Source organism: Cupriavidus phytohabitans, assembly GCF_017815025.1.
GTDB lineage: Bacteria > Pseudomonadota > Gammaproteobacteria > Burkholderiales > Burkholderiaceae > Cupriavidus.
Window position 1 is genome coordinate 1 of the sequence record NZ_JAGIQB010000242.1, and the last position, 550, is coordinate 550.

At 54.2% G+C, this 550-nt stretch carries 1 pseudogene; it reads left to right on the forward strand.

The features are described 5' to 3' along the window. Window positions 1-79: 79 nt before the first annotated feature. A pseudogene (locus J8I34_RS34335) lies at window positions 80-209 on the forward strand (IS3 family transposase); the annotation flags it as partial. Window positions 210-550 lie beyond the last annotated feature (341 nt).

Genomic DNA, 550 nt, shown 5'->3' on the forward strand with positions numbered 1-550 from the left:
TGGTTGAATCATTTTCTGGCCTTCAAGTTTCACGACCGCAAATTCTACTTCCGTACCGTTACTGCGACAGAACCCTGTGGACTTGTTCGAATACATTGAAGTGTTCTATAACCGCAGTGGTCGTCATTCGTCGCTCGGCTACGTAATCGCCGGCCCAGCTCCTGCAGGACTGGCTCACTGTTCAGCCGGCGAAAGATACGGCTGCATAATAACCCGTGGCCTATGGAAGGCGAAAACAGAGCGAACCTCACTCGTATCGTTCTTTGCCGGCGTGGGGAAAAGCCTCGGAGTCGATGTAGTAGCGAAAGGGGTGGAGAATCAAATGCAAGCCGATATTCCTGAGGGGACTTGGTTGTAACTTTTGACGGGCATGGCTATTCGGAGGGGCAGTATCTCCACCCGACGCAGCGTTGCTTCTGGGCGCCGATTGGGAGAGCTGCTGCGGAGGACAGGTTATCCATGATCGCCTTTTCTCAGGAGCTAAAGTCGAAACTGGTGTACAGGCGGGGAATTTGAGGCGCGGAGTAGAGGGCGGTGGAGCTTTCCGCTG